The organism is Pseudobdellovibrionaceae bacterium, from assembly GCA_015163855.1.
Taxonomy (GTDB): Bacteria; Bdellovibrionota; Bdellovibrionia; order Bdellovibrionales; family UBA1609; genus JAAOIH01.
In genome coordinates this window covers 55,354-77,855 of the sequence record JAAOIK010000010.1, presented here as the reverse complement: position 1 = coordinate 77,855, position 22,502 = coordinate 55,354, and the positions used below count along the sequence as shown (strand labels likewise).

Annotated in this window: 18 protein-coding genes and 2 tRNA genes; 12 read left to right on the top strand and 8 right to left on the bottom strand. The window is 34.6% G+C overall.

Annotated features, from left to right (window positions below; genetic code table 11):
• Positions 1–103 precede the first annotated feature (103 nt).
• The gene (locus HAW63_01675; GenBank protein ID MBE8162679.1) at positions 104–1,954 is read left to right on the top strand and encodes a hypothetical protein; all 1,851 of its coding nucleotides are present in this window, start codon (positions 104–106) and stop codon (positions 1,952–1,954) included.
• Positions 1,951–3,312, top strand: a complete 1,362-nt coding sequence (locus tag HAW63_01670) for an alpha/beta hydrolase (GenBank protein MBE8162678.1) — start codon at positions 1,951–1,953, stop codon at positions 3,310–3,312. The genes HAW63_01675 and HAW63_01670 overlap by 4 nt, the downstream gene beginning before the upstream one ends.
• Before the next feature lie 22 nt (positions 3,313–3,334).
• On the opposite strand, the gene HAW63_01665 is transcribed toward HAW63_01670, so the two are convergent.
• Together HAW63_01665 and HAW63_01660 are read right to left on the bottom strand one after the other, a co-directional pair.
• Positions 3,335–3,424: transfer RNA gene (locus HAW63_01665), tRNA-Ser, on the bottom strand.
• 67 nt (positions 3,425–3,491) lie between these two features.
• Positions 3,492–3,926 carry a nucleoside deaminase gene (locus HAW63_01660; GenBank protein MBE8162677.1) on the bottom strand — a complete coding sequence of 145 codons (435 nt, stop codon included), beginning with the start codon at positions 3,924–3,926 and terminating at the stop codon, positions 3,492–3,494.
• A 157-nt stretch (positions 3,927–4,083) separates the two neighbouring features.
• On the opposite strand from HAW63_01660, the gene HAW63_01655 reads away from it, so the two are divergent.
• The 6 genes from HAW63_01655 (at position 4,084) to rnhA (ending at position 9,135) form a co-directional block, all read left to right on the top strand.
• Positions 4,084–4,284, top strand: coding sequence for a 30S ribosomal protein S21 (locus tag HAW63_01655; GenBank protein ID MBE8162676.1), 201 nt, complete (start codon positions 4,084–4,086; stop codon positions 4,282–4,284).
• 4 nt (positions 4,285–4,288) lie between these two features.
• Entirely contained in the window at positions 4,289–4,738 is a 450-nt protein-coding gene (locus tag HAW63_01650; GenBank protein ID MBE8162675.1) for a GatB/YqeY domain-containing protein, read from the top strand.
• The gene (locus HAW63_01645) at positions 4,738–6,648 is read left to right on the top strand and encodes a DNA primase (GenBank protein MBE8162674.1); all 1,911 of its coding nucleotides are present in this window, start codon (positions 4,738–4,740) and stop codon (positions 6,646–6,648) included. The genes HAW63_01650 and HAW63_01645 overlap by 1 nt, the downstream gene beginning before the upstream one ends.
• A 26-nt stretch (positions 6,649–6,674) precedes the next feature.
• On the top strand, positions 6,675–8,477 hold the full coding sequence (rpoD, locus tag HAW63_01640) for an RNA polymerase sigma factor RpoD (GenBank protein MBE8162673.1): 1,803 nt from the start codon (positions 6,675–6,677) through the stop codon (positions 8,475–8,477).
• A 73-nt stretch (positions 8,478–8,550) separates the two neighbouring features.
• Positions 8,551–8,627, top strand: a tRNA-Met gene (locus tag HAW63_01635).
• Between the two features lie 64 nt (positions 8,628–8,691).
• Positions 8,692–9,135: a ribonuclease HI gene (rnhA, locus tag HAW63_01630; GenBank protein MBE8162672.1), complete on the top strand. Its 444-nt coding sequence runs from the start codon at positions 8,692–8,694 to the stop codon at positions 9,133–9,135.
• 19 nt (positions 9,136–9,154) lie between these two features.
• Here rnhA and HAW63_01625 read toward each other — a convergent pair whose 3' ends face one another.
• Both HAW63_01625 and HAW63_01620 read right to left on the bottom strand, forming a co-directional pair.
• Positions 9,155–9,976 (bottom strand): sulfite exporter TauE/SafE family protein, encoded by an 822-nt coding sequence (locus tag HAW63_01625; GenBank protein MBE8162671.1) that lies wholly within the window; start codon positions 9,974–9,976, stop codon positions 9,155–9,157.
• Between the two features lie 110 nt (positions 9,977–10,086).
• Positions 10,087–11,283, bottom strand: a complete 1,197-nt coding sequence (locus HAW63_01620; protein ID MBE8162670.1) for a 3-deoxy-D-manno-octulosonic acid transferase — start codon at positions 11,281–11,283, stop codon at positions 10,087–10,089.
• 195 nt (positions 11,284–11,478) lie between these two features.
• Here HAW63_01620 and HAW63_01615 point away from each other — a divergent pair, with 195 nt between their 5' ends.
• The 3 genes from HAW63_01615 to HAW63_01605 all read left to right on the top strand — a co-directional run bounded on the left by HAW63_01615 (position 11,479) and on the right by HAW63_01605 (position 13,838).
• The gene (locus tag HAW63_01615) at positions 11,479–12,021 is read left to right on the top strand and encodes a hypothetical protein (GenBank protein ID MBE8162669.1); all 543 of its coding nucleotides are present in this window, start codon (positions 11,479–11,481) and stop codon (positions 12,019–12,021) included.
• Between the two features lie 263 nt (positions 12,022–12,284).
• Positions 12,285–13,499, top strand: a complete 1,215-nt coding sequence (locus HAW63_01610; protein MBE8162668.1) for a U32 family peptidase — start codon at positions 12,285–12,287, stop codon at positions 13,497–13,499.
• Between the two features lie 18 nt (positions 13,500–13,517).
• A complete protein-coding gene (locus tag HAW63_01605; GenBank protein MBE8162667.1) occupies positions 13,518–13,838 on the top strand; it encodes a hypothetical protein in 321 nt (106 codons plus the stop codon).
• A 2-nt stretch (positions 13,839–13,840) separates the two neighbouring features.
• On the opposite strand, the gene HAW63_01600 is transcribed toward HAW63_01605, so the two are convergent.
• On the bottom strand, positions 13,841–15,214 hold the full coding sequence (locus HAW63_01600; protein ID MBE8162666.1) for a tryptophanase: 1,374 nt from the start codon (positions 15,212–15,214) through the stop codon (positions 13,841–13,843).
• A gap of 107 nt (positions 15,215–15,321) precedes the next feature.
• Here HAW63_01600 and HAW63_01595 point away from each other — a divergent pair, with 107 nt between their 5' ends.
• On the top strand, positions 15,322–16,083 hold the full coding sequence (locus HAW63_01595) for a hypothetical protein (protein MBE8162665.1): 762 nt from the start codon (positions 15,322–15,324) through the stop codon (positions 16,081–16,083).
• A 50-nt stretch (positions 16,084–16,133) separates the two neighbouring features.
• Here HAW63_01595 and HAW63_01590 read toward each other — a convergent pair whose 3' ends face one another.
• The 3 genes from HAW63_01590 to uvrA form a co-directional block, all read right to left on the bottom strand.
• A complete protein-coding gene (locus tag HAW63_01590; GenBank protein MBE8162664.1) occupies positions 16,134–17,672 on the bottom strand; it encodes a sigma 54-interacting transcriptional regulator in 1,539 nt (512 codons plus the stop codon).
• 224 nt (positions 17,673–17,896) lie between these two features.
• Entirely contained in the window at positions 17,897–19,660 is a 1,764-nt protein-coding gene (locus HAW63_01585; protein MBE8162663.1) for an ABC transporter ATP-binding protein, read from the bottom strand.
• Positions 19,657–22,494, bottom strand: coding sequence for an excinuclease ABC subunit UvrA (gene uvrA / locus HAW63_01580; GenBank protein ID MBE8162662.1), 2,838 nt, complete (start codon positions 22,492–22,494; stop codon positions 19,657–19,659). Before uvrA ends, HAW63_01585 begins: the two co-directional genes overlap by 4 nt.
• Positions 22,495–22,502: the final 8 nt, after the last annotated feature.

Below are 22,502 nucleotides of genomic sequence, written 5' to 3'. Positions count from 1 at the left end.
GCAAAAATAAACGGCGCAAAAATAAAAAAGGTCACATAAATTTTAAGTGGCAAATACAGCAGAAATAGGCGTTGGCGGGCATAATACTTGCTTTATTATGCTTATGAGGCAAAGTTTTAAAAAAATATTGTACTGTACAGGGCTCATAGGCTATCTGTGCTCTATTAGCGCCCATGCTATGCCATACGGGCAAAATAATCTGTCTATTTTTAGTACAACTTCAGAGCTAAGTTGCGCAAAAGTGGCCTCGGGCTATAAAGCTTTGCTAAACTCCTCGCTTTATATTGCCCCTAGCCTTAGCCCATCTAATTTTTTTGACCCATCAAAAATAGAGCCCTTTATTGCAGATAATATATTTAAACATATCGACCCTAACCAATTATTTTTTACAGAAGAAGAAAAGCTTCAATTAAAAAACACAAACAAAACGGGTATTTTTCGGCAAATATTATCTGGCAACTGTAAGTGGTATAGCAATGTTTTTAAAAAATATAAATCTAATCAACTAAAGCTAAAGGCATGGTATGAAAAAAATATTTTATCCACACAGTTTAATCATTTTATTTATCAATTTGTTTCCTTTTTTAATCCAAAGGTGGTTTTAAAACTAGAGGCTTTGTTAAAAAAACCTTGGGCAAAAATTTCGTTAAAAGATATTAATAATCTTTCTAATTTTAGTTCCTTAAAAGGCATTGGCAAGTATATTCAAACCGACAAACAGTTTTCTATTATGCAAGTTGTTCGTTTTGAGTATAACTCGCTTTTAAAACAAAGTTCTGCTTTAGGTAGTAAAAGTTTGGTGTTAAACCAAGCAATTAAACGCATTTATAATGTCGCAATAAATGGCGGGGCCGTACATAGCAGCCAATATAAAAATCATGTGCTTATGGCAGCTCTTGTAAATTCCATGGACGCACACTCTTTTTATAAAAGAAGCAAGAGTGTTTTTACAAGCATAGAAAACAAAGTAAGCGCCACTCAAAAAGCAAAAAGATTTCAGTCTAAATTATTAAAGAAAAAGGTAGCGTATATACAGTTTTCTCATTTTTATACTCCCAGCATAGTTGACAATTCTGTATCCGAAGATTTTATTCAAGCTTTAAAAACATTAGATTCAAAATCGAGTGCGTTAATTATTGATGTTCGAAATAATTTAGGAGGTTCTTTCTCCGAGGCTATTAGAATTTTAGGAAGTTTAGTTTACACCTCTAAGTTGGCAAGATCAAAATCTTGTGGCCCTTCTTTGAGTGCAAAAAAAGAAGAGCAACCTTATGACAATAGCGGTGTTGGTAAATTTAAAGAAGCTAAAGAAAAACCCGTTTGGTATGCGCCAATGCTTGGCTTTAGTAAAAGTGAAAAAGCTTTAGAAGCTTTATTATTTTTTTGTAATCGCCAACCTTATTTTGCAAACAAGCCTATTGTAATTTTAATTAACCAAGCGTCTGCTAGCTCTGCCGAAATATTAGCGCTAGGTTTGCAAGAGGCAGGCATTGCCATAGTGCTTGGAACGGCTCGCAGCTTTGGAAAAGGCACGGCTCAAGCTAATTATGAACATTTACAATTAACCGATGTGTTTTGGGCTTCGGTTTTAGGAAAATCCATACAGCAAACAGGAGTAAGTGCAGACATGGTGTTTAACTTTCCTTTAGCTTTACAGTTTTATCCAAAAAATTTAATTGTAGAAAGCGATTTACCAAGAACGATTTCCAATCCAGGAAAGTTGGCATCGGCATGGGCAAATAGTGCAAATGAAAAAAATATTTTAAACTATTACGCTACTAAAAAAGCTAAGCAAAAAAAATTAATAAATCTTTTAAATAAAAAAAGAAAACTAAGCCAAAGCAGAGCCAGCTTTGTAACGCTAAAGACTAGCAAGAAAAAACAAGAAGAGTTAATGTTTAAAGATATTTTTCAGGTACTAAAAGATTGGAAAAATTTAAAGGAACAGTTATGAAAACACTAAATAATAACACTCTTGTGGTGGTAATTATCTCCTTTTTATTTACGGTGCCTGTTTATGCGCAACAGGTAAAGTTGCCAGAACATTGCTTGGACAAGAGTATTAAAGCGGTGCAGGCAAAAGTGGACTCTAGCTCTAAAAAAATGTTTACTTATTATTACCAAAAAATCACTAAGCATAATGATTCTTCTAAGCCTACATTTATTATTATTCCAGGGGGGCCTGGCAGAAGTGCAATGACCGATAGTCAGGCAACATTTATGGATCCTGTCACAGCAAGGCGTAGTACAGACACAGAACTTTATTGGGGTTTGCCCATTCAGTCTAATGTCATTCTTACAGGGCCACGCAGTGTAGATTGTAATGCTAACAACAATTTGCCCAGCTCTAGTTACTCAACAAAAAACATTGTGCAAGATTTGGTTGCGTTAATAAAAAAAGAAAAATTAAGTAATTATATTATTGTAGGCAGGTCTTACGGAACGGTTGTTGCCACTCAACTAGTTCATTATATCGAAAACAAAGAAGGTCTTTTAAAGCCACAGGCTGTATTGCTTACGGGAGTTCTTGGTCATTCTATTCATATTGATGATCAAGCAAAAAATGTACAAGCTGTTTGGGGACAGTTATATAGCGGGCTTAGCGAAAGGCTGCAAAAATTATTTCCCCCTAATGTTGCCGCCATTACCAACAGCGAAGATTTTGTATTTCCCTTGGGGATAAAAACACAAACATGGCTTAATATGATTTTTGCCAAACTAACAATAGGTTTTAACTATTTTTCCTATGAAGTGGAGCTAGAAACATTTTTAAAAAACCTAGGGCAAACTCTTTCGCAAATGAGCTCTACCAGCAAAAACGGTTACCGTTATTTAGAGTTAAAACAACATTTACAGATTTTAAAAAATCAAGTTAAAGCTTACGCACCAAAACAAATAGACCGTGCGCTTGGCGCCTCGCCCAAGAAAGAAGACACTCTTAATAATACCAGTGAAAAGTCTTTGCTTTTTAAAGTTATAACACAAAAAGAAATTTACAGAGGTTTGCAGGATAATGCAGACGAGTCACAGTTTTGGAATTCTAATAACTGGCAAATTAAAACTACACCCGTAATTTATTTTCAGGGTTCTTGGGATATAGCAGTACCTCTTGATAATGCCTTGTCTCACTATAAAGGGCAAAAAAATAAAAAGCATAAATATTTTATTACTGCAAAAAAGGGAGGGCACGATATATTGTCAGGCCTTAATGACTGTAAAGAGAATTTTTGGAAGGCGGCGTCCAAACAAAATTTTGCCAACATGATCAGCATAGTAGAAAACTGTGACCCTAACTTTAGCGTTTTAAAATAATTTTTTAAAAAATTTTATTAAATGGAGGAGAGGAAGGGATTCGAACCCTCGAAGCGGATTAACGCTTACACGCTTTCCAAGCGTGCGCCTTCAGCCACTCGGCCACCTCTCCAGCAAAAAACTCTAGGTAATTACTAGCATAAATTAAACTATTAAGAAAGTAGCTTGGTTTTGCTGTTTTAACCTTGGCGTTTTTGTTTAAAAAAATGCTTTAATAATAGGCTAGATTCTTTTTCTAGTAAGCCCTGCCTTGTGTGAACTTGATGATTTAGCCTATGGTCTTGAAGTGTATTAAAAAGAGAATGAACGGCTCCTGTTTTTGGGTCTTTTGCCCCATAAACCAGTTTTGAGAGTCTAGTTCCTAAAATAGCCCCAGCACACATTAGGCAAGGTTCTAAGGTTACAAACAAGGTGCAGTCTTGTAAGCGCCAATTTTGCAAGGCTTTTTGGGCTTGCTTAAGGGCTAAAATCTCGGCATGGGCTGTGGCATCGCCACGCCTTTCTTTTTCATTATGAGCTCGGGCGATAATAGTATTTTTATAAACAATAACCGCTCCCACAGGCACTTCTTTTTGTGCAGCAGCAGTTTCGGCCAGTTTTAAGGCTTCGTCCATGAATTTTGTGTCTTGAGGGGAAAAAAGAGTGGTCTTGGTCATGTTTTTAGAGGTTATAGGTTTGTCAAGTTGAGTATTCTTTGTTAAACCATAGGTTATAAAATTACACAAGTAATTAGACAAGTGTGTGAATGCACAAATAAAGGTGGTGAATGTTTTGTCATTGGTGAAAATTCGAGAAAATGATATTTTTGAAAGAGCTTTTCGTCGTTTTAAAAAATCTTGCGAGCGCCTAGGTGTTTTAGCAGAAGTTAAAAAACGAGAGCATTTTGAAAAACCAAGTGTTCGCTTAAAAAAGAAAAGAGAAGAAGCAAAAAAGCGTAACTTTAAAACTAAAAAACAACAGCAGAGATATTAAGATTATGAGCATTAAAGCACAAATCAATGAAGATATGAAAGCCGCCATGAAAGCTAGAGAGAGTGCTACTCTTTCTAGCATTCGTTTTATTTTGGCAGCCATTAAAAATAAAGAAATTGAATTACGCCCTAAAGAGATTTCTGATTCCGACATTATCGGAGTGTTAAAAAAACATTTAAAACAAAACCAAGATAGCATTGAGCAATACAAGCAAACCGGCCAAGAAGAGACAGTTACTAAGTTAGGTGCAGAAAATAAAATTATTCAAAAATATGTACCACAAGCTTTAAGCAAAGAAGAAACAGAACAATTAATTAATAGTATTATTAAAGAATTAAAAGCCACTTCAGTTAAAGATATGGGCAATGTTATGAAGGCGTTAAAAGAGAAGTCACAAGGGCGTTTAGACTCTCAACTAGCCAGCGGTATTGTTAGAGAGCAACTACAACCTTAATGTATAGTAAAGATTTTATTAGAAAAGTAATGTATGCCAATGATTTAGCAGAAATTGTTGGCGAGCATAGCGTATTAAAGCAAAAATCTAACGATGCTTTAGTAGGACTATGCCCGTACCCTGATCATAGTGAAAAAACACCAAGCTTTAGTGTTTCTTCCTCTAAACAGGTTTATTATTGTTTTGGCTGTAAGAGGGGCGGGAATGCTTATTCGTTTTTAAAAGATATTCGTGGATTTTCCTTTATAGATTCTGTGGAGCATCTAGCTCGTCGCGGCTCAATTCCATTGGAAAAAACAAAAACACCATACAAAGATTTTAAAAAAAATACTACCAAAGAAGAAAATCTTAAAAAAGATTTTTTACATCTAAACCAAAAAGCCTTACAATATTTTTCTACTCAATGGGCTAATTTATCTAAAACTTCAAAAGTAACGCAATTTTTAAGCAAACGAAACATTAAGCCCGAAGGCATTAAAGAGTTAAGTTTAGTGTTCTCTAGCCCTCAGTGGTCAGGCTTAGTTGAGTATGCGGTGGACAATAAATTAGATTTAAAAAAGCTACATGCGCTGGGGCTAGTTCAAATAAAAAAAACTTCGCAAAATAAAGTAGATCCTCAGGCAGGGGATTATTATGACACCCTAAGAGATCGATTTATCTTTCCTATTCACTCTAGTCAGGGAGAGTTGTTGGCTTTTGGAGGAAGGGCTTTTGGTGACGAAATGCCCAAGTATATTAACAGTCCAGAGCACCTATTATTTAAAAAAAGAGAAGTTTTATATGGTTTGTTTTTTTCTGCCAAGCATATACGAAGCAAAGATTATGTGATTGTGGTAGAAGGCTATATGGATTTTTTATCTTTATACCAGGCGGGCATAAAAAATGTTGTAGCCACATTAGGAACGGCTCTTACCGAGGGGCACGCGCGCATTTTAAAACGATACACAAAAAATGTTATTTTATTATTTGACGGCGATCAAGCGGGAAAACAAGCCACCGAAAAAAGCTTACCTATATTACTGCAAGAATCCTTGTATGTAAAAACTCTGTCTTTAGAAAAGGGTGTAGACCCCGATGATTTTATTAATCAATTTGGAGCTCAAGAGTTTAAGAAAAAAATTAACCTTGCTCAAGATTTGTTTTACAGCATTTTAAATCACAGCTTTGAATCTTATCATGGAGGAGCTATTGATAAGGTAAAAATTATAGATAAACTACAGCCCATTTTAAACAGTATTTTAGACGAGCGATTAAAAGACTTATACATTAAAGAACTTGCTGACCGCCTACAACAAACAGAACAGTGGGTAAGTGAAGCGATGAAGGTTTCTAAAAAAGAAACCGCTTATAAAAAAACCAACCCCGTTTCTGCACCAAAGCTTACGGACAGCCCTGCACTCAAAAAAACCTCAGGTTCGGAAAAGCCAAATTCTACCGAAACCTCTACAGAAAGAATAAACTTAAATGAGGTTTATCCTGCGGAGCTAGATTTGATAAACTTATCTTTAAAAGAAGAATCTTATTTTTTACAGCTTTTTGGGCAAAAAAAGGAAGAGATTTGCGTTAGCCCACAGGCCATTGCATTTTTTGATAAATTAGAGCAAATATATAGACAAAATTCTCAAAAATTTGATAGACTAGCTGGTGAAATTGTTAATATTGTTTTTCCTCAATCAGCTATTATGCATTATATGGAAAAACCTATGTGCGATTTAAAAAACAGTGAAGCTAACCAATTGATGAGCGACTGCTTAAATAAGCTAAAAACTATTAAAGCTCGCAATGTAGCTAAAAACTTAAGTTTAAAAATAAAGTCAGAAGAGTTTTCGCAAGATAGTTTAGAGCAATATATGAAAATACAAAAAGCATTTAAGTCTCCTAAGCAAAGTGATAAAGCTACTGAAGAGTAACTATTAGAGATAAAGAAAGGAATATTATGATAAAAAAGACTACTACCAAGAAAAAAGCTTTAAAGATAAAAAAAATGTCTTTAGCTGACCAGTTAGATTTAGTAGAAAGTTTGGTTGCCAAAATACAATTATTAGCAGGAGAAGAGGTAGGCATATCTATAAAAGATATCGAAGAAACCCTACCGTTAAACTTTGTAGCTGTAGAGGCACTGCAAAAATTAATGCAGGCATTGTTAGAAAAAACGATTAAAATCAACTGGAAGTTGCAGCCCGCGGATGCAGAGGTAGACTTAGACCACTTAACGGGCGCTTCTACAGAGGTAAAGGCGGCAGTAACTAAAAATAATGACCCCGTTCGCTTATATTTACGAAAAATGGGAGGGGTTTCTTTATTAACTCGAGAAGGTGAGGTTGAGTTAGCTCAAGAAATAGAAAGAGGGGAACGAGAAATTGTTCAGGCTATTTTATTTTCCCCCATTGGTACCTCAGAAATTATTGATTTAGGAACGCGCTTAAAGGCGGGTCGCATTAAGGTAAAAGCCATCTTTCGTGGTTTAGAAGACGAAGACCACCAATATAACGAAGAAGAGTATGAGAAAAAAATCTATTCTTTAATTAATAAAGTAAAAAAATACGAAAAAAAAACCAAGCCCTACTTTCTTACTTTAAAAAACCAATACTCTAATATAGCCGCAAGAGAAAAAGCAATTAAAGACTTACAAAAATTAAATCAAGTTTTAATGTTAGATTTTGAGGCTATTAACTTTAATCGAAAAACTATTGACCGCATTATTGTAAAATTTAAAATGTTGCTTTCTCGCATGCGTGTTTTGCAAAAACGCCAAGACGATGCCTTAAAGCGTACTTTTTCTAAAGATTTAACTTCTTTATGGGACAGGTTGGCTTTAGTAGAAAACTCTGACAGAGAACTTTCTAAAATGTTAAAAGACACTGGGTTAAGCTACCATGATTTTTCAGAACATTGTAAATTATCCAAAGATGCCTATGAGCGGTTAACACGCTTAAATTCAGAAACCAATATGAATTTTTCTTGGGTCAAAGACACCAACACGGTTATTTGGAAGGGCGAAAGAAAAGCGGATAAAGCAAAGGCAGAATTAGTAAAAGCCAATCTTCGTTTGGTGGTGTCTATTGCTAAAAAATATTCTAATAGAGGTCTTCAGTTTTTAGATTTAATTCAAGAGGGAAATATTGGCTTAATGAAAGCTGTGGATAAGTTTGAGTATCGTCGCGGTTATAAGTTTTCTACTTATGCCACATGGTGGATTCGCCAAGCTATTACTAGAGCCATTGCCGATCAAGCCCGAACCATTCGTGTTCCTGTTCACATGATTGAAACGATTAATAAACTGGTTAGAACTTCTCGTTTATTACTTCAAGAGTTGGGCCGTGATCCAAAGCCCGAAGAAATTGCGAAAAAAATGGAATTGCCTTTAGAGAAAGTGCAAAAAGTTTTAAAAATTGCTAAAGAACCCATTAGTTTAGAAACTCCTATGGGCGAAGAAGATTCTTATTTGGGAGACTTTATTGAAGACACAAAGGTGGTAACGCCCTCTCAAGCTATTTTTAGTTTAAATTTATCCGAGCAATCTAGACAAGTATTAGCCACTTTAACTCCACGAGAAGAAAAAGTATTACGAATGCGTTTTGGAATTGGAGAAGAAAGTGATCACACTTTAGAAGAGGTGGGGCAAGGGTTTAATGTAACACGAGAAAGAATTAGACAAATTGAAGCGAAAGCTTTAAAAAAATTACGACATCTAAGCCGCTCTGATAAATTAAAATACTTTGTAGAGAACAAGGATTAGTGCGCACATTTTTTTGTACACTTTTTGTAAGCAACATTGGTGTTAAATTTTGATGTGTTTGATTTTTTATTTTGGGGGCTTAGCTTAGTTGGTTAAAGCATCCGGCTCATAACCGGAGGATCGGAGGTTCAAGTCCTCCAGCCCCTACCATTTTTTTAACCAAGAACTTTATTTTACAAGCACTTATTTTCGCAGTATTGTTGTTTTACAGATTATGGAAAAAATTATTATTTACACAGATGGTGGTTGTCGAGGGAACCCTGGCCTTGGAGGTTGGGGTGTTTGGTTGCGCTATAAAGGCCATGATAAAAAATTAAAAGGGGCTAAGGAAAACACCACTAACAACCAAATGGAATTAACAGCAGCCATTAAAGCTTTAGAAGCTATCGATGTGGATAATATTGCCATTGATTTATACACCGATTCAAAATATGTAGTTCAAGGCATTAAAGAGTGGCTTAAGAGTTGGAAAATAAAATCATGGAAAACAGCAAATAAAAAACCTGTAAAAAATAAAGAATTGTGGCTGGCCTTAGACCAGCTTAACCAAAAGTATAAGGTAGGCTGGCACTGGGTAAAGGGACACAGCGGAGACGAGGGTAACGAGGTGGCAGACCACCTAGCTAACCAAGCCATGGATGAATTTATTAACACTTAAACGGGTTGAGGTTTTTTTCCTAAGCGTGACTTTGTTTTTGCAAAAGGTAGGTTTGTGCATTTTTCACAGATAAAAGTTTATTTCGGTTTTTATATAAAATAAACACGCCCATTATTATTAAAAAAACAGCAAAACTTTTTTTCAGTTGTTCTTGCGAAATAAAATTAATTAAATAAGTTCCTATAATAATTCCCACACTGGCAATACCAATAAATAGCATTAAAAACCCCCAATCAACAGTTACTTGATCGAGGTATCCATAAAAACCGGCAAAACTTTTTAAAGAAATAATTAATAACGAACTACCTATGGCTTCTTTCATGGGAAGTTTAGTTAATAATACTAAGGCAGGCACTATTAAAAACCCACCTCCAACGCCCACTAATCCAGTCAATATACCTACGGCGATTCCCTCTAAAGCGATAAGTGAAATGTCTTTTGCAGAATAATTGGTTTTTTGTTTAACCTCTTTGGTTTCTGTAGTTTTTTTGGATTTTCTTAACATAAAAATGGCGGCAATTAACATAACTGTTGCAAAAAGAATAAGCTGAAAACTTCCAGAAACTTTTTGAGAAAGTCTTGCTCCTAAAAAAGTTCCTGACATGGCAAAGGGTGAAAAAAGCGCAACAATTTTAAAGTTTACATGGCCTAACTTCCAATGTTTAAATACGCCAACTAAACTAACAGCGCCTACTACAGCTAAACTTAAAGCAATAGATGTTTTTGGACTAAAACCAATTAAGTACACAAAAATAGGCACGGTCATAATAGAGCCGCCTCCACCTAGCAATCCTAAAAACAGTCCAATTAATACTGCAGATAAATAGCCAATGATAATCATAAAAAATCCTTTATTATAGTGTGTTTGTTTTAATTTATACCCATTTTAAATTAGTTGTATAGATATTATTAACACATTATTTTTATAAGTTTTTTGCATCGTAGTAAAGGTTAAGAGGTTATTTTATTATAAATAGTGTCTACCGCTCCAGAGTGGGCTTTAAAAAAATCGGTAAAATCTTTTTTTTGCAAATTTTGTAAAGCTTGAAGAACAATAGGTTTTAATTGATCTTTTTCGGAAACCTCGAGGGCTAAATGATTTTGCAAAAGGGTGTTTTTTATTTCTGTAAAATGAAACATGTGTGGGCCCCATACTACGGGCGTATTTACGGCAAGGGCTTCTAAAGGATTATGTCCTCCAATAGGGACTAGGCTTCCTCCAATAAAGGCGATTTGTGCTAGTGGATAAAAGTAAAGCAATTCGCCAAGACTGTCTAAAATAAAAACTTCGGTATTGTGGTTACAAGGTTTTTTTGAACTTCTAGTTATATAGTGCATATTTTTTTGCTTACAGAGGTTTATCACTGCAGAAAACCGTTCTGGGTGGCGAGGGGCTAAAATTAACAAAGCTTGTGGTTGTGATTGGCGTAAACTTTGGTGAATATCTAATAGTATTTCTTCTTCATTGTGGTGAGTGCTTGCCGCAATCCACACAGAAGGCAAAGCGGTTTTTTCTTTAAAGGCAAAGCTACTAGCCGTTGGTATAGCTGGAGCAAATAGACGGTCTTTTATGCTTAAGCTAATTGTGTTTAAGTTATCAGGAAGAGTAATGTCGTATTTAATGTTGCCGGCATTGTGCAAGCGCTCTTTGCTAGCCCCTAGGCTTAAAAAATTTTCTGTCTCTTTTTGGGATTGTGTAAAAATATAATCAAAGCTATTGATAGTGGCTTTTGCCAACGAAAATATTTTTTTATAAGAGGTTAAAGACCTATCAGAAAGTCGAGCATTAATTAAATATAAAGAAATTTTTTGTAAATGAACTTGCTTTATAAGGTTGGGCCAAAGTTCAGTTTCCATAACAATAAGCATGTCTGGTTGTACTTTTTTTAAACACCACGAGTTAAAGCACTTTAAATCATAAGGCTTATAAATAGAGAACACCTTTTTGCCAAACATTTTTTTAACTTGCGCTTGCCCGGTAATGGTCATGGTGCTGATTATAATTTTATAGCTAGTGTTTTGCAGAAGCCTTGTAATTAAGGGCTTTAAGGCTTGAACCTCGCCCACAGAGGAGGCATGTAACCAAATTGCTTTATTAGGGGCTGGTAAAGGCAAGGAATCTTTGTAAAAAAAAGAAAAATTTTGCATCAATAGATTAAAATACTCAGCATTTTTAAAAGACAGCGCAAGATAGTAAATAATATAGAAAGGCAGGGCTAAGATAAGTAAAAAATTATATAACAAAAAATAATGCATAATTTATAAAGCCAAGAATAAATTTAGCCTATAGTAGGGTGGTGACTTTTCAAGTCTTTTTCTGTTTTTACCGAAATATATACTAGTATGCTAAAACAAAACAAAGTTTTTTACTATAGAGAAGTTAGTTTTTTTTTAAAACATTTTTTAATCGCAAGTATATTGTATTATCCTTTAAGTTTAGACATACTTTTTTCTCAACAAGTTGTAGCCAGTGTAAAATTAAGCAGTCAAAACACTCACTACCAATTGGTAAAAAAAATTGAAGGAAAAAAAACAAGCTATTTAATTAAAAAAAGCAATCCTGTTCGAAGCATAGCCTCAAAACAAAAAATTAACTGGAAAAATAAAGCCCTACAGTTTTTTACTAACAATACCCCTTCTTTAAAGCAAAGCAAAAGCGTAGCCGTTACAGAGCGGCAATTTTTACAATACTTTACAAAAATTAAAACTTTAATTTGGACGCTTAAATATAAAAACCCCAACTTTGAATTAGCTAAATGCAAAAAAACCATTGCCCAGTTAAAGCTTAATAAAAACACCTACCTAAACCTTTGCACCACACGGCCCCAAGGCCTTGCAAAAATATCCCCACTGCTAAAGCAATTAAAAAACTTAAAACCCCTATAAAAAAACCAGCCCTATTTAAGCCGCAAACTAAACGCCTCTTAATTTTTTAAAAAGAAAGCAAATCCCAAAAGGGCAAACAAACAGCCGCTTTTGCGACTCAGCCCCCGCCACCCAGCAAGCCCCTTCGCACCCCAAGAAAGGGATGCCTGAGCAAAAGCGGCTGTTTGTTTGCCCTTTTGAGTTGGGAGGGCTTTCTTTTTTAAAAAGAAGAAAGATAAAAGCTTTTTAATTGCAGAAATTAAAGACTCCTGTATATAAACATTATGACAAAACCAGAGCTTTTAATGCCAGCAGGAAGCTTACAAAAAATGCGATACGCCTTTGCTTATGGAGCAGATGCCGTTTACGCAGGCATTCCTTTTTTAAGTTTACGAGCTAGAGAAAATGAAATTTCTTTAGAGGATTTAAAACTTGCTGTGGAATATGCTCATAGCTTAAAAAAGAAAGTTTATATAACTATTAATATCTTTGGAAGAAACACTAAAATTAAACCTTTTGAAGAGCAGTTAGAAGATTTGTTAAAGTTAAAAGCCGATGCTTTTATTATGAGTGACCCGGGTTTAATTGCGATTGTTAAAGAGCGAGCTCCTTTGCAAGAAATTCATTTATCCGTGCAAGCTAATTGTATGAATTGGAAGAGCGCAGAGTTTTGGTATAAGTTGGGAGTGAGTCGTATTATTTTAAGCCGAGAATTGCGACTTACAGAAATTAAAAAAATAAAAGAAAAAGTTCCTCAGTTAGAATTAGAGGCTTTTGTTCATGGATCTATTTGTATTGCGTACTCGGGCCGGTGTTTAATGTCTCACTACATGAGTCACCGCGATGCCAACCAAGGCGTGTGCGATAATTCTTGCAGATACCCTATGAAAATGTACATGAAAGACGCGCGCAACCCTGACGAATTGTATGCAGTAGAAGAAGATGAGCACGGCAGTTATATTATGAATGCTAAAGATTTATGTGTGTTGCCGCATTTAAAAGAATTGCAAGATGCGGGCATTTGTTCTTTTAAAGTAGAGGGGCGAACAAAGTCCCTTCACTATGTGTCTATGGTTAGTCGAGTGTATAGACAAGGCATTGATGATTTGGCGCAGGGGCGACCATATAACCCTCAGCTGATGGACGAATTATTAAAAATTCCTAACAGAGGTTATCACCCAGGGTTTTTAATTAAAGCTCCCGACCACTCGGCTCAAGATTATGCTTCGACTCCCGATCGCGCAAAAAACAGTGTTTTTTTAGGGGTTGGTCAAAAATCCAGTTTAGAAGGTTGTGTAGATATTGAAGTTCGTAATAAGTTAAAGGTAAATCAAAAACTAGAGGTGGTTTCTCCTTCTGGTGTTTTTCAATTTACTGCAAACAAGATTATGAATGTTAAAGGTGAGGAAGTGGATTCTGCCCATGGAGGGACAGGAATTTTTAGTATTCCTTGTCAAAAGAATTTAGATAATTTTTCTATTGTTCGTATAGTAAAGTAATTTTATTTTATATATTTTATGTCAAAACCTTCGCTAACTTCTAAAAAAGATTTACATCAGTTAAGAGAAGAGTTGGTTAAAACCGACAAAGCCTTGTTAGAGCTAATCTTTAAAAGATTTGAATTAGTAAAAAATATTTTTACTATAAAAAAACAAACTAGCACAGAGTACAAAGACAAAAAACAAGAAGAAAAAGTTTGGAACACATTTTGGGAGTATTGGGAGTCTAACAATACTTATTTAACTAAGGCAGACTGGCCCTATTTTTCTAAAGTATTAACGGTGCTATTAGACCAATCTTTTTTGCAAGCTTTTAAATTTATAACACGAAAAAAATAGTATTATTCAACAGGTTTTAAATGTGCAGAAAAGTGCCTTAACAAAGAGGCTTGTTTGGTAATTTGTAAGCCTTTAATATTTTGTTTTTGTTTATATACTCTTTCAAAAGTTTCAATTACATAATCAATATGACTTTGTGTATAAGTTCTGCGCGGAATGGCTAGCCGTAAAAGTTCCATGTCGTGCGAAATTTCTTTTTGTAAACTATCGTCCCACTTTCCAAACATAAGAGAACCAATTTCTACACTGCGAACACCTCCCTCAACATATAAGTGACAGGCCAGGGCTTGGGCGGGTAGTTGTGTGGGAGGTATATGAGGCAACATTTTTTTTGCATCAATGTAAATAGCGTGTCCGCCTATGGGTTCTATAATGGGAATACCTATTTTTTTAATGGCTTCGCCTAGGTATCTAGTAGATACAATGCGGTATTTTAAGTAACTTTCGTCTTGAACTTCTTTTAAACCTTGAGCTATGGCGGCCATGTCTCTTCCTGCCAAGCCACCGTAAGTGGTAAAGCCTTCGGTTAAAATTAATTGATTGGTAACTTTTTCTGCCAAGGTATCATCGTTAAGACACAGCAAGCCTCCAATGTTTACAATGGCATCTTTTTTTGCGCTCATAGTAAACCCGTCACAATAAGAAAAGGTGTCTTGAATAATTTTTAAAATGCTACTGTTTTTATAAGCCTCTTCGTATTGCTGAATAAAGTAAGAATTTTCTGCAAAGCGACAAGCGTCTATAAATAAGGGAATATTAAATTGATCGCACAAGGCTTTAGTTTCTTTAATATTTTTTAAAGAAACGGGCAGCCCTCCTCGAGAATTATTAGTAATAGTGATCATGCATAAAGGAATATTTTTTTGATTTTTTTCAAAGCAATCTTTTAATAAATCCAAATCCATATTGCCCTTAAAAATAGGGTCTTCTGTGCCTTTAGTAAAATCAACGGCCTTGCCTCCCAAGTATTCAATATTCGCCCGAGTGGTATCGAAGTGAGTATTGTTTGGAATAATGCTTACGCCTTTTTTAACTATACAAGAAAATAAAATACGCTCCGAAGCTCTGCCTTGATGTGTGGGGAAAATGTGCTTCATTTTACTTAGTTGATAAACAACATCTTTCATTTCGTGGTAAGATCGACTTCCCGCATAAGACTCGTCACCATCAATTAAGGCAGCCCATTGTTTAGAAGACATAGTCCCTGTTCCGCTGTCGGTTAGTAAATCAATAATAACTTCATTGGAGTTAAGTAGAAACAAGTTATAGTTGGCTTTTTTTAAAAAGAGTTTTCTTTCTTCTTTGTTACTCATGTTAATGGCTTCGACCATTTTTATTTTGAAGGGTTCAATAATAGTGTTAAAGTTATCTTGCATAGTGTTGACCTAGTCCTTAGTTAGTGATTTTCATTATTTATATTGTTTATTTAATGCTTTTTTATACTCTATGTACAGATTCGTCAAATTAATCCTTGGAGAGTAAAATGAAAAAAATAATATTTAGTTTATTATGTTTTAGTTTAGTAAGTGTTTCTTATGTGGACAGTGGTTTTGCAAAAAAACATAAAAGATCTTCTGTTTTTAAAAAGAAAAAAGCAGCAAGAAAACGCGCAGCAAGAAAACGAGCGTTAAAGTATAGAGCCTATAAATCTTTTTACAGAAGACAAATGCGAGCATTGCGAAATAAATCTAACTGGTCTGTGGGTGTTTTTGCAGGGAGCCCTGTTGGAAAAAAGGCAGACTATACTATTAAGCCTTTTGGTTTGTCAGGGGCTTATCATTTTAATTCTTTTGTAAGTCTAGAGGGGCGAGCCTTTTTTGGTTATTCTAACCTAGATATAAAAGATTTTGTAGATGATAATTCAAAGTATGTTGTTAACACGGGACTTTCGTTTTCTACCTTACTGAAGGTCCGCAAATCTATTGATAGAAAAAGGCATTTTATGCCCTATGTTGTAGCAGGATATTCTTTTATTAAAATTACAGAAAATAATATGTGTAAGGCCAGTGATTGTGCAGAGGGTTTTCTTGAGGATCCGGCGACAAGCAAAATAGGGCTATGGGCTTTGGGGCTGGGAATAGATTTTTTCCCCATAAAAAAAGTATCTTTTGGTTTAGAGGTACTTCACTATCTTGGCGTAAAAAAAGCCCTTTCTTCTGTTAAAGAATTTGATTCACTTAATGACGAACGCCTCAATGTAAAAGACATCACTACTATTCAGCTTTCTGCCAGATATTACTTTTAAAAAAAATTATATTTATAAAAGGGAGGGGTAAAAATTAACCCGCCCTTTAGTTAAACCGCTTTTTTCTTAACTTCTAATCCATACTTTTCTACTTTCATAATTAGGTTAGCTCGGCTAATTCCTAATTCTTTAGAAAGTCTAGATTTGTTTCCGCCCGTTTTTCGCAAGCCCTCTTGAAGAATTTGTTTTTCCAAACTAGCTAAGGCATCTTTTAGTTTTCCTGAAAAATGAGATAAGGCGTTAATGTTTTTATTTTCTAAAATCGTGTCATTGGTGTGATGGGTAATTTTTAAAGACAAATCGCTTTCATTAATTTTACCTATGCTTGAACATAAAACCACAGCTCTTTCAATTTCATTTTGTAACTCACGCACATTTCCTGGCCACGAGTAATGTTGCAACTTATCTATGGCTACTTTAGACATTAAAATATTTTTTTTACTTTTTTTCATTTGCTGATTTAAAAAATAAGTTACTAAAATAGGGATATCAGAAGAACGGTCTCTAAGCGCAGGAGCGCGCAAACTAATTACATTTAACCGGTAATAAAGGTCTTCTCTAAAAGTTCCTTCTTCAACCATTTTTTCTAAATTTTTATTGGTGGCAGCAATAATTCTTACATTGGTGGTTCTGGTTTCAGTTCCTCCCACAGGAAGGAAAGTGCCATCTTGCAAAACGCGCAGTAATTTTACTTGCATACTAGGGCTGGTATCACCAATTTCGTCTAGAAAAAACGTGCCATTGTTGGCGACTTCAAACAAACCTTTTTTATCTGCATGAGCACCCGTAAAACTACCTTTTACATGCCCAAAAAGTTCACTTTCTAATAAATTATCATTTAAGGCAGAGCAGTTTTGTATTACAAAGGCTTTGTTTTTTCTTTGTGAACTTTGATGAATGCAATGGGCAATCAGCTCTTTACCAGTTCCGTTTTCTCCTTGAATTAAAATACTACTGTTTGCCGATTTAATTTTTTCTAAAACTTCATAAAGTTCTTTCATTTTTTTTGAAGAACCAATCATATTTCCATATCGAAAAACAGAATCTTCTTTTGTAATTTCTGATAAGATTTTTTCTTTGCTAGATAATTCTGCATAAACTAATTGAATTTCTTCTGCAATCGAATTTAATATATCCACAAGGTGATTATTTTCTAAATCAGCAATGTTGCGAAGCCCCGCAGACAATTGGCTTAATTGCTTATCATTTAAAGATAGGTATTGAAGAGTATTAGACACCTCAGAAGCTTGATGTTTAAAGCCAACAGCAACAACACTGCCTAACACCTCTTTATTAAATTTAATAGGAATGTGTAAACTTTCTAGCCCCATATGATGAGCTTCTTTATATATATAATCTTTATTAAGATGCTTTAATTCTTTTATCGCAATTAAATTAACTGACTCTATTTTTTTTAAAAAAGTTTTGTGAGTTAAAATCGGTTTTAAATGACCCAGCATTGAGTCTACTTTTGTATCATGCAGAACCCCGTTGTTATCTACCAATAAAACCTCTATGTTCCACCAAGACTTTAATAAACCCTTTAGTTTAGCGATTACATGAGTGCTGTCGACATTTGTCCAATTCATATTTCCCTTTATTTCTTTATTCTGTGTTGTTGTAAATATAATCGACAGGACTGTAAAAAAACTAAACGACTTTATATAAATTGGAGAGCGCCAAAAGGCTAGGCTTTTTTGTTCAGGGTGGGGAGAGGGCCAAAAGGTTAGGCTCTTTTGCTCAGGCATCCCTTCGGGCTGAGTCGCAAAAGAGTCTAACCTTTTGGCGCTCTCCCCACCCTGAACAAAAGAACCTAGTCTAAGCTAATGCCTTGTTTTACTGCTAAACGAAAGTATAGGGATTTTTTTTGCATTAACTCCGCATGGCTGCCTTGTTCGGCAACAGAACCTTTGTCTAATACAATAATATGGTTTGCTGTTTTTAAAGAGTGCAATTTATGAGTAATAATTAGGCTTGTGGTGTGAGGTATTAGTTTATCTATTGTGGACTGTATAGCTTCGGCACTTTTGGCATCTAAGGCGCTGCTGGCTTCGTCTAAAATAAGTAAGGGAGCATTTTTAAATAAAGCACGAGCAATATTTAACCTTTGTCTTTGCCCTCCAGAAAGTTCATTACCCTCTACATTTAAAAAACTATTATAAGCTTTGGGTTTTTCTGTAATAAACTGATGCGCATCAGCCAGCTTTGCGGCAGAAATAATATCTTCTTCTAAGTTGGCGTCGTGTTTTTTTTGTATGTTTCCATAAAGAATATTTTCTTTAATGCTTGCGGAAAATAAAAAAATATTTTGGTCTACCAAACTAATATTAGACAATAGTTCTTTGGAAGAAACTTCGGCAATATTTTGTTCGCCAAAATAAATACTTCCTTGTTGGGGAGGTAAAAACCCCTGAATTAGTTTAACCAAAGTCGATTTGCCAGAACCACTTTCGCCAACAATGGCAAGGCTTGTATTTTTTTTCAACTCAAAGTTAATATTTTTTAAAGCAGGGTTTTTGCTATTGGGATAGGTGTAGGACAAGTTATTGATTTTTATGCTCGACCAAGGCTTTAGTGGTTTTGTTTTTTTATTAGCTAGCTGTTCGTTATTAGAAGTTTTTTCAAACAAAGTTGCTAGTCGCTCTAAGGCCACCTCTACTTTTTGAAGCCTTAACATAGCGGTTTGTAACTGTTTAAAGGAGGCTTGCAGTAAAGTGGCGGCAAATAAAAAAGAAGTAAAGTCGGCAATACTTAGGTGTTTTTGCATAATTTGGTGTCCGACATACAAAAGAATTATGCTCATGCTTAGGGACATAAAAATTTCTGACAATGGAGAGATGGCAAGTTCTTTTTTAAAAATTCTTTTTTGCATATTTAAAAAAGAAACTACTTTAGTTTTAAAATTGTTTGTTAGCTCTTCTTGTAAATCAAAGCTGTGAATAGTTCTTAGGCCCTCAAGGCCTTCTTTTAGGTTTTGTGTTACATCTTCTTGTAATTCTAAATTGCTATGATTTTGGCTTTTTAATAAATAGATAAATTTTTTGTTTAAAAAAGAAATTAAAGGAAACACAACAGCCAGTAAGGCTAGCAGCTTCCAGTCTATATATATAATATAGATGGCAGAAAATAATAATAAAAAAGGCTCCCTAAAAATAGTGGATAAATTGTTTATTCCAGCAGAGATAATTTGTAAATCACCTAAAGACTGACTAAGGATAGAACTTGCGCCTTTAGGAAATTTTTGTAAAAAAAGACTGGGGTTTAAGTTTACGCAAGCATTAAATATCTTTTGCTTTAATTTAGCCATAAGGGTTTCTGTTAATTTGGCAATAATAAAAGTGTTAAAAAAACGAGCAACTGCCGAAATAACCCAGGTAAGAGAAAACAACAAGCACATGATAATAGAGTAGTTTAGGCTGTAATTGTTTGTAGTCCAAACAGAGTTCATTAGCTGGTTAATAATATACGGAGAGGCAGATTTTGCTACCCCCGAAATAACACCCAAAAGCAGTGCAAAAATAAAAATTAGTTTAAATTGCAGAAGTTCTTTTTTTATAAATTGTATAGTGTATTTCATTGGTTATTTATATATTTTTTTAAATGTTTAGCGGTTAAGTTATTTTTTTCTTTTAGTAAATTATTAACAGTATTTTGAAATATTAGTTCTCCACCTTTTTCTCCTGCATTAGGGCCTATGTCGACCACATAGTCTGCATTTTTAATAATCTCTAAATTATGCTCAATTACAATCACTGTATTTCCAGCATCTACTAATTTCTGTATTACTTTTATTAATAAACTAATTTCATAAAAATGTAAGCCCGTACTAGGTTCATCTAATATATAACAGTTATTGGCGCCAAGGCTAGACTGTAATTCTTTTGCAATTTTTAAGCGTTGATTTTCTCCTCCGCTTAAATTTTTAGAGTTTTGCCCTAAAGAAATATAATCCAAACCCACGGTTTCTAATAATCTTAACGCTTTGGTAACTTTAGGGTAAGCAGAAAAAAGTTTTAACGCCTCGGCTACGCTCATATTTAGTATATCTAATATATTGTGGCCTTGAAATTTAACGCTTAAGACCTCTGGTTTAAATTTTTTGCCCTTACAGTCTTCGCAGGTAATTTTTAACTCATCCATAAATAGCATGTCTACAGTAATAAAGCCTAAGCCTTCGCAAGTTTCACAGCGTCCTGCATTTACATTTAAACTAAAATGCGAAGCACTTAATTTTAATAACTGAGCCTTTTTGGTACTAGCTAGCAGCTTTCTAATAGTGTCATATATTTTTAAGTAACTTAAACAATTACTTCTTTGGGTGCCAGACACAGACTTTTGATTAATGAAATAAACCGACTGTATGTTTTCGTAATTAAGAAGTTCTTTGTGAGGTAGGCTAATTTTAAAATCTTGTTTTAACTTAGCTTCAAGGGCGGGAAGAAAAGTTTGTGTGATTAGCGAAGATTTTCCAGAGCCACTAACTCCCGTTACACAAGTAAAACGATTTAAAGGTATTTCTAAATTAATATTTTTTAAATTATGTCCATGGCAACCTAGCAGTTTTATTTTTTTTACTTTTTTTAAGTGGCGAGGTTTGGCGTGCAGGGCAGGGGCGTGAACTAAGGCTTTTGCTGTGGGGCTAGAGGAGTTTAAAAAATCTTTTGTATTTCCCGAAAAAATAACCTCCCCACCATGAATACCCGATTTTGGCCCCATTTCTATTATGTGCGAGCTATTAGAAATTACCTCGGGGTCGTGTTCTACCACAACAACGGTATTGCCTTGTTCTCTTATTTTTTTTAAGGCGTTGATAATTTTATCGGTATCGGCAGGGTGCAAGCCTATTGTGGGTTCATCTAAAATATATAAACTGTCTGATAGTTGAGTAGAAATTTGTTTTGCTAAATTTAAGCGCTGAAACTCTCCTCCAGAAAGGGTTTTGGTAAGTCGATTTAGATGTAAATAAGATAAGCCCAAATTGTTTAAATAAGTTAAATCATTTTTTAATTTTTTAATAACCACCGCACCTTGCTGTGCATCGGTTGCTTTTAATAAGTTTTGTTTTTTTTGCAATTGAGTAATAAATTGCAAAGCTTCTTCTACGCGAAGATTTAAAATATCAGATATCGAATGTTTTTGAATAAAAATATTAAGATAGTCGGTTTTTAAGGCGCCTCCGTGGCAAGTATTACATAAACAAGGGCTTTTATATCGAGATAAAAAAATACGAACATGCATTTTGTATTTTTTAGTTTCTAAGTATTTAAACAAGCCCTTGATTCCAAAAAATTTTTTACTGCCATCCCAAATTAGTTTTCTTTCAAAAACTTTTAAGTCTTTCCAGTTAGTGTGGAGGTCGATATTTTCTTCTTCACAAAACTTTTTTAGTTTTCTAAAATCTTTTACAGCACTAGGCATATTTAGTGGAGCAATAGCCCCTTCGTAAATGCTTAGCTGAGAGTTGGGTATAATTTTTTTTTCATCAATTTCTAAAGTGTGTCCAAACCCAGAGCAAGAAGGGCAAGCTCCAATAGCACTTTGCGGGTTAAAAAAATGCGTTTGTATTTGCGACATTTGATAATCGCATTGCGAACAAGTTAAGTTCTCCGTTAGTTTAAGGGCCTTGAATGCAGATTTTTTAGAGCCCTTTTTTTCGCTGTTATTATTAAATATTAAGCATTGAGAAAATATAGAAGAAGGATTGTATTTAATAAAATAATGATAAGCACTTTGAATAGAATCACGCAGCCGAGATTTAAGTTGTTTAGGATCTTCGTTTAGCGACACGCGATCCATTACAATGTATAAATTTTTTGATTGTTTTTTGGTTAATTGCTCTACTTTAAAAGAAGACACTATTTGCTTTTTATCTTTGCTTAATTGGCATAGGCGGGTAAGGGCGTCGGTGGTTAAGGCCAACTTTAGCTGAGCAATATTTTTTACTTCCTCTAGCAGGGGAATTAGTACATAAACCCCCATGTTTTTATCTAAGTGGTTAATAACAAACGAACAGGCTAAATCTGCAGAGTAAGCGGTTAAAGCTTCTTTGTGGGTAGGGCAGTAAGCTGTTCCTAGCCGAGCAAATAACGATTGTAAATTAGCGCTAACTCCACTAAGGCTGGCTACGCTACTTCTACTATTTTGCACAGTATTTTTTTGTTCTAAGGCAATGGTGGGAGGAATGTTAAGAATATTTTCTACTTTTGGCTTAAGCGCTTTTTTAAAAAACTGTTTAGTATAGTTGGGTAAGCTATCAATGTATAATCGTTGCCCCTCTGCATATAAAGTGTCAAAAGCTAAAGACGATTTTCCCGAACCAGAGGGACCGCAAATAACCGTAAAAGTATTTTTTTTAATTTTAATACTTATATTTTTTAAATTATTTTGTTTCGCCTTAATAACTTCAATCATATTACAGT

Coding starts and splice junctions, on each gene's coding strand:
- HAW63_01675 (MBE8162679.1), top strand. CDS start 104: ATGAGGCAAAGTTTTAAAAAAATATTGTACTGTACAGGGCTCATAGGC.
- HAW63_01670 (MBE8162678.1), top strand. CDS start 1,951: ATGAAAACACTAAATAATAACACTCTTGTGGTGGTAATTATCTCCTTT.
- HAW63_01660 (MBE8162677.1), bottom strand. CDS start 3,926: ATGGACGAAGCCTTAAAACTGGCCGAAACTGCTGCTGCACAAAAAGAA.
- HAW63_01650 (MBE8162675.1), top strand. CDS start 4,289: ATGAGCATTAAAGCACAAATCAATGAAGATATGAAAGCCGCCATGAAA.
- HAW63_01645 (MBE8162674.1), top strand. CDS start 4,738: ATGTATAGTAAAGATTTTATTAGAAAAGTAATGTATGCCAATGATTTA.
- rpoD (MBE8162673.1), top strand. CDS start 6,675: ATGATAAAAAAGACTACTACCAAGAAAAAAGCTTTAAAGATAAAAAAA.
- rnhA (MBE8162672.1), top strand. CDS start 8,692: ATGGAAAAAATTATTATTTACACAGATGGTGGTTGTCGAGGGAACCCT.
- HAW63_01625 (MBE8162671.1), bottom strand. CDS start 9,976: ATGATTATCATTGGCTATTTATCTGCAGTATTAATTGGACTGTTTTTA.
- HAW63_01620 (MBE8162670.1), bottom strand. CDS start 11,283: ATGCAAAATTTTTCTTTTTTTTACAAAGATTCCTTGCCTTTACCAGCC.
- HAW63_01615 (MBE8162669.1), top strand. CDS start 11,479: ATGCTAAAACAAAACAAAGTTTTTTACTATAGAGAAGTTAGTTTTTTT.
- HAW63_01610 (MBE8162668.1), top strand. CDS start 12,285: ATGACAAAACCAGAGCTTTTAATGCCAGCAGGAAGCTTACAAAAAATG.
- HAW63_01605 (MBE8162667.1), top strand. CDS start 13,518: ATGTCAAAACCTTCGCTAACTTCTAAAAAAGATTTACATCAGTTAAGA.
- HAW63_01600 (MBE8162666.1), bottom strand. CDS start 15,214: ATGCAAGATAACTTTAACACTATTATTGAACCCTTCAAAATAAAAATG.
- HAW63_01595 (MBE8162665.1), top strand. CDS start 15,322: ATGAAAAAAATAATATTTAGTTTATTATGTTTTAGTTTAGTAAGTGTT.
- HAW63_01590 (MBE8162664.1), bottom strand. CDS start 17,672: ATGAATTGGACAAATGTCGACAGCACTCATGTAATCGCTAAACTAAAG.
- HAW63_01585 (MBE8162663.1), bottom strand. CDS start 19,660: ATGAAATACACTATACAATTTATAAAAAAAGAACTTCTGCAATTTAAA.
- uvrA (MBE8162662.1), bottom strand. CDS start 22,494: ATGATTGAAGTTATTAAGGCGAAACAAAATAATTTAAAAAATATAAGT.